This window comes from Pseudoalteromonas sp. S1612 (assembly GCF_005887175.1).
GTDB classification, from domain to species: Bacteria; Pseudomonadota; Gammaproteobacteria; order Enterobacterales; family Alteromonadaceae; genus Pseudoalteromonas; species Pseudoalteromonas undina.
The window spans coordinates 38,859-48,465 of record NZ_PNDH01000056.1 but is presented as its reverse complement, the minus strand read 5'-3'; the positions used below and the strand labels follow the sequence as shown (position 1 = coordinate 48,465).

Below are 9,607 nucleotides of genomic sequence, written 5' to 3'. Positions count from 1 at the left end.
TTCAAACTTTTCTTTTGCCATGACGGAACCTATCAGTTTTGTGTATCTAGATTACATATGAAAATAATCCACCATAGGTAGATTAAGTTAATTTTTTCAAATTTCAAATAGTTTTTTCTGACAGATAAAGGAAGTGTTTAAGGAGATTCAATTGACTGGTGCTGATAGGCAGATTTGAACTGCCGACCTCACCCTTACCAAGGGTGCGCTCTACCAACTGAGCTATATCAGCATCATCAAATTGGAGCGGGCAGCGGGAATCGAACCCGCATCATCAGCTTGGAAGGCTGAGGTAATAGCCATTATACGATGCCCGCTTTAAGGAACCTGTTCTTAAACTACCTCTAACCGTCTAGAATAAAGTGGTGGAGGGAGCTGGATTCGAACCAGCGAAGGCTGAGCCGTCAGATTTACAGTCTGATCCCTTTGGCCGCTCGGGAACCCCTCCACGATAATTCTTTATACTAAGCACTTCCGGTAAAAGGAAAGTGGTGCCGACTAACCGAGTCGAACGGTTGACCTACTGATTACAAGTCAGTTGCTCTACCAGCTGAGCTAAGTCGGCACTGCTTTAGTACGGGGCGAGATTCTAGAGTAAGGTTTATTGGGATGCAACCAAAAAATTAAAAAAAATGTGATTTTATGCTTCAAACGCTCACTATTCGCGCAAAAAGCAGTTTTTTTGTTGTTTTTAACTCTTTTTAGCTAACTCATACCAGTAATTTAAGCCTTTCATCACTAGCATTGGGTCGAAAATACTGTCTGAAAAATGACCTTGTAATAGCTGACCATAACCACCAGCAAAAATTAAAAGGCTATTTTTTGTATTTAAATGCAGCTTTGCTTGTTCAATTGCGCCAATAGTTGCCACTAAAGCGCCGTTTTTTAATCCGTTAGGGGTATTTTTGCCAAGTTCATTAGCAAATGGCGTGTTTTCATCATCAAATACGCGCTGAGTATTTTGAGTGAGTGAGGCAGTCATTAAATCAAGCCCTGGTAATATCCAACCACCTAAGTGCTGCCCATCATTATTAAGGACGTCTATAGTCGTTGCCGTGCCAGCATCAACAACAATTGCGGCCGTATTAGGGTAAAGCGTATAACCACTAATGAGCGCCAACCATCTATCTATACCCAAATTACCCACTTGTTGATACGCGCAATGCAACGTACCGAGCTCATGACTAACCGTAGCCTCAAAGCAATCGATATTTTGTGCTTGGGCTTTTTCTAATAGCTGCTTGAGTAATTCACTACGACCCACACAAGCGTAAACAACAACCGTAATTTGCAGCCATGGAATATTATTAGTATCGCATGGCTGTATTTGCCCACTTTGCCACAATACAGCTTTGAGCGAGGTATTACCTACATCAATGAGTAATCTCATGCTTGCGCCTTTCTTAATGAAATCTCACCGCCATAATAACTTTTCACTTCACCGTCTTGGCGAATACGTACACCACCGTGCGCATCTATACCTTCACAAATACCACACCAACTTCGATGCCCGGTATTAAGCTCTACCTGCTGACCAGCAAATGCATTTAATGCATTCCATTGTTGATACATAGTTTGTAAGCCATTCTCACGATATTGCGCTAAGCGTTGCTCTAAACAATAAGTTAATGAAGCTACTAGTTGATTTTTTTCTAGCTGCTGGGTGTGCTGACTTAAATCGGTCCACGCTTGGTCAATGTACTGACTGGCACTTTGTGGCATATTTAAATTAATACCAATCCCTATTACCAACTGACATGGCCCTTGTGGCTGCCCGTCTAATTCCACTAAGACACCTGCGAGTTTTTGTTTGTTTATATAAATGTCGTTTGGCCATTTAAGCTCTACTTCAATACCATAAAGTGCTTTTATCGCATCATACACCGCTAAACCAACAGCAATTGATACGCCCATCGCGGCTTGTAAGCCATCGTCTAAGCGCCAAAAATAACTGTAGTATAAGTTTGCACCAAAGGGTGATTGCCATACTCGGCCTCGACGCCCCCGCCCTGCTTGCTGCATTTCGGCTACAATCACGGTGCCCGATTCGAGCGCTGCTTTAGCTTGAATACGGCGCATTAACTCGCTGTTGGTTGAATCAATCAGTGGTTGCACTTCAATATTCGCGATATTAGCGCCTAACTCAGTATAGTGCTGCTGTATACTTTGCTGATTAAGTAAACCTACTTGGTTATTTAAGCAATAGCCTTTACCCGTAACTTTAAATACATCTAAGCCCATAGCCTGTAAGCTTTGAATATGCTTACTTACCGCCGCGCGACTTATTCCTAATTCATCACCTAGTGCTTGCCCAGAGACAAACCCACCTTCATTCAGTGCATTTAAAATAGCCAGCTTGTTTCCATCAGGTGCCTTCATACTGATTGCTCCAAAGAGATATGGCATTCATTGTGTTGATCAATTAACCGCACTTCGTGTTCTAAACTTATGTTGTAACGTGTTAAAACAATATCCTGAATGTGAGCAATCATATTAATTAAATCATCCCCTGTACTATTACCATGATTAACTAGTACCAGCGCTTGCTGTTGATGCACTTCTATACCTGCAATTTTATATCCCTTTAATCCCGCTTGCTCTATTAACCACCCTGCAGCCACTTTATGGTAACCGGCACCATGCGGGTAATGAGGTACCTCAGGATATGTCGTAATTAACTGCGCTAATTCACTATTGGTGATAATAGGGTTCTTAAAAAAACTGCCTGCATTAGCCAGCTTATAGGGATTTGGGAGTTTGCTGTTACGCGTTTGTATCACTTGTGCGCACACTTGCTGTGGCGTCGGGTTTTTTAGTTGTTGTAGCGGCCCATAACTGAGTACTGGCTGCCATATTTTGGACAACTTAAAGTGCACTTGGGTGATCACTGCTTTATTTTTTAGCGCGTGTTTAAATACCGATTCACGATAAGCAAAGTGACATTGCTGATTAGTTAAAGATTTAAAGCTACCGCTATCAATATCAAAATAGTCAACAGCTTCAATAAACTGAGCTATTTCTACGCCATAGGCACCAATATTTTGTACTGGTGCAGCGCCGACTGTACCAGGGATGAGAGCTAAGTTTTCAAACCCCGCAATACCTTGCTCCAGCAAGTAAGTCACTAATTGATGCCAATTTTCACCGGCAGCTACACTAACTAAAAAGTCATGCGAGCGCTCAGTTATAGTAATGCCTTGGGTTGCCATTTTAATGACCGTGCCTGCATAGTCATTTAAAAAAATAGTATTACTGCCCTCACCCAACAAACAAAAAGGGACTTTAAAGCACTGACTTTTAAGCTGCGCTGAGTCGGTAATCTCGACAAAATTTTGGCATTGGCTACTTAATGCAAATGTATGTAGGGGTTGTAATGAGTGCGGCACAAAGCCCTCTAAAGGTAGCAGTAATTAATCGCTCTAGTTTAACTCATCGTCGCAAATTGCGCATCAGCTTGTAAAAATTGTTCAACCCACTGCAGCAATCATGATATAAAACCTGCACTTTTTTTATTTGTACTCAAGGTAATTATGAAAATCAAACCTCTTTTTTTAAGCCTCGCTATGGCAGGTATGTGCTCGCAAGCAATGGCCAGCGCTATTGATCAAAATTCCTACGCCAACCTTGATGATGTTATCACCACGCATTTAAACCTTGATTTAGACATCGACTTTGCTGATAAGCAATTGGAAGGTTTTGTTGAGCATACGCTACAGTGGCAAAATGCCAACAGTAAAAAGCTAGTACTTGATACCCGTGATCTTGATATTGATAAAGTGATGTATCAAACGGCAAATGGCAATTGGCATAAAGCTAGTTTTAACCTTGCTAATCGCGACGATGTTAAAGGCTCAAAACTAACCATTACATTTAAAAGCCAAGCTGAAAAAGTCCGTATTTACTATAACAGCCGCCCAGAAGCGTCGGGCTTACAGTGGTTAACGCCAGAGCAAACAGCCAGTAAAACGCACCCGTTTATGTATAGTCAATCGCAAGCGATACATGCACGTAGTTGGATCCCAGTGCAAGATACCCCAGCAATGCGTGTAACTTATAATGCGCGCATTCATACCCCTGAGGATATTCGTGCAGTAATGAGTGCTGATAATAAAGATGCTCTTTATAAAGATGGTGATTACCACTTCACTATGCCACAAGCAATTTCACCTTACTTAATTGCAATTGGTGCAGGTAACTTAGAATTTAAGGCCATGTCTAAGCAAACTGGTATTTTTGCAGAGCCAACTATTTTAGACGCCTCGGTTGCTGAATTTAATGACACCCAAGCGATGATCGACAAAACCAATGCCATGTACGGCGACTATGCATGGGGTCGTTATGATTTACTTATGCTACCACCTAGCTTTCCGTTTGGTGGTATGGAAAACCCACGCTTATCATTTATTACGCCTACGGTTGTTGCTGGCGATAAAAGCTTAGTTAATCTGATTGCGCATGAACTGGCACATTCTTGGTCTGGCAACTTAGTGACGAACGCTACATGGGAAGATTTATGGTTAAACGAAGGTTTTACCTCTTACGTTGAAAACCGCATTATGGAAGAGGTATTTGGGCGTGACCGTGCTGTTATGGAACAAGCACTTGATGCAGCTGGCCTGCGTGCGCAACTTAAAACCATTGATGCCCCAGATACACGCCTTAATTTAAAACTAAATGGCCGCGATCCGGATGATGCGTTTAGCTCAGTGCCTTACACAAAAGGTCAGCTATTTTTAATTTACCTAGAAGAAAAATACGGCCGTGATAAGTTTGATGATTTTGTTAAGACCTACTTTAATGAGTTTGCATTTAAATCGCTAACCACTGCGCAATTTGTTACTTACATCAAAGCTAACTTAATTGAAAAGTATCCAGGCGTAGTGACCATGGATAAAGTAAACGAGTGGATTTTTCAGCCAGGTTTACCAAGTGATGCACCTAACCCAACCTCTGACGCGTTCGATAAAGTCGATACTGCAACAGCGAGCTGGTTAAAAGGGGATACAACTGCCGCACAATTACCCACTGCAAATTGGACTGTGCATGAGTGGCTACACTTTTTAAACAACTTACCGCGCGATCTAAGCATTGAAAAAATGACTGAATTAGACGGCGAGTTTAACTTAACCCAATCAACCAACGCAGAACGTGCGTTTGCATGGTACATGCTAGCAGTAGGTAATGGTTACCAACCGATTTACCCTGCGCTTGATAAGCATTTATCGGGTATTGGTCGTCGTAAGCTTATCGTGCCGCTTTATAAAGCGCTTATTACCAATGGTAAAAAAGATTGGGCACAAAGCGTATACTTAAAAGCACGTCCGGGTTATCACCCACTGGCACAAGGTACCATTGACGCATTATTTAAATAGCGTTATCAATAAATTAAAAAGGGCCAACTTGGCCCTTTTTTAATGCTTAATTATTTTGTTACTTTATCTAAAAAAGCCTGCCTTTCAGCGAGCGTTGCTTGTTGCCACCAAAAGTCGAGCATATTGGCAGCGCTTGGCATGCCCTTACCATTAATTGGCGCAATCGGTTTAATTGGGCGGCTTGGTTTTTGTGGACCGGCAGGGGTTTCTGAGGCCTGCTGATTAAACTGTGAACTTTGTAGTTGTCGTTCAGCTATCACATTTAATGGCTCAGCTAAGGTACTGCCTTTTGCTTTTAAGCTTACTTGCGGTGCCTCAGCAAATACTTTCGCTGCCACCGCATTTTCAGCACGATTAAATACTAAGGTGTAATCTTTACCTGCTTCAACAGTTACATTGACCCAAAAAGGCTCTGACTCAATCACTTCGTGATCGTCATAACCTAAATCATATAAATCTGTGTATTTAAGCTTTAACTGATAAGTACCCGGTGCTAATTCAACATCATCAACACGACTAAAAATCGAACTTTCAATGACTCGTTCACCCACTTGTAAAGGAACAAACTCCTCGGGAAAGTGAATGTTTTCTGCCAAACTAGATGCACTCACCAAGAGCGCCGCTACACTGCCTAATAATATTGATTTACGCATAATTACTCCTTTAGTTGATTTCAGTTTGACACTGCTGGCAAAATTTGTCATTAGTGACATACATATTAATCGAACAAATTAGAGTCATCATTATGAGTCAAGAGACTATTTTTACTAAAATTATTAATCGTGAAATTCCTGCTGACATTATTTACGAAGACGACCTAGCACTTGCATTTAAAGATATTAACCCTCAAGCACCCTTTCATGCGTTGATTATTCCTAAACAAGCCATTGCCACGATTAATGATGTCACTGAGGAAAACTCACATCTTGTTGGTCATCTATATGTGGTAGCGGCTAAGCTTGCCAAACAACTTAATTTTAGCGATGACGGCTACCGCGTGGTGATGAACTGCAATGAACACGGTGGACAAACCGTTTACCATATTCATTTGCATATGCTGGCGGGAAAAGAAATGGGCTGGCCTCCGTATCAAAACACTAAAAAAGTTGCGCTATAATCACCCATTAAATCCTGTATCTTAAAAAATACATTAAAAATACGGCGTTTTTCTTATATACCAAAAAAACAATTACTTATTTGCAACATTTTATGTTTAAATAATTGGAAATCGCACCTTTTCTCCAGTGAAATTGTTATTCCCTAATACAAAAGGTGTGCAGGGATCGTGGTAAGATTAATTAGCCAGCTTTATAAAAGAGTAAAAAAACATGAGCAGTTCAGCCTTTTTGTTGTTAGACGAAGAACCAATTAACACTATTGGTATTAACGTTTTAGAGCCTTTGTTAAAAACACAGGGCCTTGACGTAACTACGGGTACAAATATTTTAGATGTTCCGGTAGGTACTCGCTTATTGTTCATTGAAACATCAAGTAAAGACGCGTGGACTAAGCTAAAAGAACAACTCGTTAATTTGCGTATCAAATGCGATATTGTGTTGTTTAATTTAGATGAAAACCCAGAGCTTGCTAATCGTGCATTACTCAGTGGTATTCGCGGTGTATTTTACACCACCGATAATGCTGATGTACTCATGAAAGGGATTCGTTTACTACTTGAAGATCAGCTTTGGTATCGTCGTGATATTATGTGTAATGCGCTTAACCGCATGCTGCAATTTAATAAAGACGCACTACACAAGCTAACCGATGGTGATATTGAGCCAATCAAACTCACTAAACGTGAAAAAGCAATTATCTCGTTAATGAGTAATGGTTCTAAAAATAAAGAAATTGCTGAAGAGTTAAGCATTAGCCCGCACACGGTTAAGACTCATTTATACAGTGCATTTAGAAAAACTAAATGTCGTAACCGTATTGAACTACTCTCTTGGGCACAACAAAATATTCCTGACGAGATTCGTTAAGGCTTATTTTAATAAATTCAATACAGGCACTTTAGGTGCCTGTTTTTATATCTTCTTTAAAAATCGCTGTTGGGGTCTTAATGCTCGACTCATTTACGCTTTATTTTGCCAGTATCGCTGTTATGACAGTGATGACGTTACTAAATTTTTTAACTTGGCGTACCAATAAGCATGTTCCCGGCACGTTACTTTATATCTCCTACCCTTTACTACTATTAGCCGCCATTGTGGGCTTTGCGCTCATAGGTAAAATCCCTGAAAAGCTTGCCATTACCTTTGCTAATAGCATGATGTTTTTAGCGTCCATTGTGCATTGCTTATCGCTGAGTCAGTTTTTAAATTATCGTGGTCGTGGTTTTAAATTTGTTTGCCTATTTACCGCTGCCAGCGCTTTATTGCTTGTTTACTTCACTTTTTTTCAGCCATCTATGCGCTCACGGGTTTATATTTCTGACTTTCAACATATTGTAGAAGCCTCTTTTTTACTATTTGTTTTTTTTAAATATGCGCGAAAACCTTATCCTAATGCCAGTATTGTTTACATTATTATTTTAACCTTGGTTGCAGCCAGTTTTATCACTCGAACTATTTTTATGGATCGCGTTGCACAACAAGATGCAATATTAAACCCATGGTTTGACTCACTATTATTTTTGAACAGTGTGATTGCCCCTATGTTTTATGCAGCCGGTATGGCTCTATTGTGTAATGAACGCAGAGAATTAAGGCTTAATAAACTTACCGAAAAAGCACATAAAGACTTAGAGATTCGCGGGCTCTTTTTATCAACTATAAGCCATGAAATACGCACCCCATTAAACGGCATTTTAGGCAGCGCACAACTGGTGTTAAACCAAACTAGCGACAGCCGCAATAAAGCTTATTGCGAAGCCATTATCAACTCAGCAGAGTCACTCAACTTACTAGTAGATAAAGTGCTGGAATACGCAAGCTTAGATCAGCATGACGAAGCCTTGTACGAAGAAGACATAGAGTTCAAAACTTGGCTACAAAACTTATGCCTGCTGTTAAGTCCTCTGGCCGAACAAAAACAGCTTAAATTTGAGCTTGCCTGTAACATCCCTGATAAAGCCTGTTATTACTGCGACCAACAAAAGCTCAGACAAATCATTATTAATCTTGTTGGTAATGCGATTAAATTTACCGACACCGGCACAGTAAAAGTACAGATTGATTTAATTAATGAAACTCAGCTCGATCATACCCTTAAAGTAAGCGTACTCGATTCAGGCCCGGGTATTGAAAAAGATGAAATTGATTATTTAACTGAGCCCTACATCCAAAGCAGTGCCGGTAAGGAAAAAGGCGGAACAGGGCTTGGGCTAGCTATAACCAGTCGTTTACTCGATAAAATTAATAGCCAGCTAGAAATTACCAGTGAGCTGGGAGTGGGTAGCGTATTTAGCTTTAACATGACGCTAGCCATAGGTGAACTTAGCCTTGTAGAGCAGCGCCATCAAAGTAAGGATTATTTAACCGGACTTGATGTGTTACTTGTTGAAGATTTAGATTTAAACCAAAAAATAGCTGTTGAATTTATGGCTGACGACGAGCATAAAATTAAGCTCGCTAAAGATGGCAAAAGTGCGATTGAGTTGATGAAAAAATACCACTTTGATGTGGTGTTACTTGATATGAACTTACCCGATTTAACAGGGCAGCAAGTGCTAAAAACACTCAAACGAGTGGAGCATAAAAATCAGCGAACTCCGGTGCTGGCCTTTACCGCCAGTTTGAGCCCTGATGAAATAAAAGAATACTTAGCACTGGGTATTAAAGACATTGTTGGCAAGCCATTAAAGCAAGAAAAACTACGCCAAGCATTAAGTGATTCACAGTCAACACAAACAGCCAACATTGCCGTCGAGCTGATTGATACGTTATACGATGAAACTGCCACAGAGACCTTAACAAGCTCTTTTAGTATTGATGAAGTATCTTCTATTTATAATGAGTTTATCCTCTCTGCGCGTAACAAACTGAGCCGTTGCCAAGCTTTATTAGAGCAAGACCCCGAGCAGTGTATAAAGCTCTTACATCGTCAAGCCAGCACCGCAATGCAACTTGGCTTTAATAGCTATGGACTGGCTCTTAAAAAAATTGAGCGACGCCTGCTAGATAAAAAACCATTAAATAACTCGTTAAATGAAGCCAGCACACTGTGGCAACACAGTTTAGAGGCGTATTTAAAGTATGTGCGCCAAGGGCTAGGGTAATACGGTTACGGGC

General features: G+C 40.6%; 8 protein-coding genes and 4 tRNA genes. 4 read left to right on the top strand and 8 right to left on the bottom strand.

Annotation, left to right across the window (positions count from 1 at the left end; translation table 11 throughout):
• Positions 1–156: 156 nt before the first annotated feature.
• From CWB78_RS16790 to murB, 7 genes are all read right to left on the bottom strand, one after another.
• A tRNA-Thr gene (locus tag CWB78_RS16790) sits at positions 157–232 on the bottom strand.
• A 10-nt stretch (positions 233–242) separates the two neighbouring features.
• A tRNA-Gly gene (locus CWB78_RS16785) sits at positions 243–317 on the bottom strand.
• Between the two features lie 46 nt (positions 318–363).
• A tRNA-Tyr gene (locus CWB78_RS16780) sits at positions 364–448 on the bottom strand.
• A 41-nt stretch (positions 449–489) separates the two neighbouring features.
• Positions 490–565: transfer RNA gene (locus CWB78_RS16775), tRNA-Thr, on the bottom strand.
• A gap of 126 nt (positions 566–691) precedes the next feature.
• Positions 692–1,390 (bottom strand): type III pantothenate kinase, encoded by a 699-nt coding sequence (locus tag CWB78_RS16770; RefSeq protein WP_138596617.1) that lies wholly within the window; start codon positions 1,388–1,390, stop codon positions 692–694.
• Complete coding sequence (gene birA, locus CWB78_RS16765; RefSeq protein ID WP_138596615.1) at positions 1,387–2,379, bottom strand: bifunctional biotin--[acetyl-CoA-carboxylase] ligase/biotin operon repressor BirA; 993 nt, start codon at positions 2,377–2,379, stop codon at positions 1,387–1,389. Before birA ends, CWB78_RS16770 begins: the two co-directional genes overlap by 4 nt.
• Positions 2,376–3,386 (bottom strand): UDP-N-acetylmuramate dehydrogenase, encoded by a 1,011-nt coding sequence (gene murB / locus CWB78_RS16760; protein ID WP_138596613.1) that lies wholly within the window; start codon positions 3,384–3,386, stop codon positions 2,376–2,378. The genes birA and murB overlap by 4 nt, the downstream gene beginning before the upstream one ends.
• 144 nt (positions 3,387–3,530) lie before the next feature.
• Here murB and CWB78_RS16755 point away from each other — a divergent pair, with 144 nt between their 5' ends.
• Entirely contained in the window at positions 3,531–5,372 is a 1,842-nt protein-coding gene (locus tag CWB78_RS16755; RefSeq protein ID WP_138596611.1) for a M1 family metallopeptidase, read from the top strand.
• 50 nt (positions 5,373–5,422) lie between these two features.
• Here CWB78_RS16755 and CWB78_RS16750 read toward each other — a convergent pair whose 3' ends face one another.
• Complete coding sequence (locus CWB78_RS16750; RefSeq protein WP_010392289.1) at positions 5,423–6,025, bottom strand: DUF2057 domain-containing protein; 603 nt, start codon at positions 6,023–6,025, stop codon at positions 5,423–5,425.
• Between the two features lie 92 nt (positions 6,026–6,117).
• Between CWB78_RS16750 and CWB78_RS16745 the strand changes: the two genes are divergently transcribed.
• The 3 genes from CWB78_RS16745 (at position 6,118) to CWB78_RS16735 (ending at position 9,594) form a co-directional block, all read left to right on the top strand.
• Complete coding sequence (locus CWB78_RS16745; RefSeq protein WP_010392287.1) at positions 6,118–6,489, top strand: histidine triad nucleotide-binding protein; 372 nt, start codon at positions 6,118–6,120, stop codon at positions 6,487–6,489.
• Positions 6,490–6,700: 211 nt separating this feature from the next.
• Positions 6,701–7,357 (top strand): helix-turn-helix transcriptional regulator, encoded by a 657-nt coding sequence (locus CWB78_RS16740; RefSeq protein WP_008108518.1) that lies wholly within the window; start codon positions 6,701–6,703, stop codon positions 7,355–7,357.
• A gap of 80 nt (positions 7,358–7,437) precedes the next feature.
• Positions 7,438–9,594 (top strand): response regulator, encoded by a 2,157-nt coding sequence (locus CWB78_RS16735; protein WP_138596609.1) that lies wholly within the window; start codon positions 7,438–7,440, stop codon positions 9,592–9,594.
• The last annotated feature ends 13 nt before the right edge of the window (positions 9,595–9,607 follow it).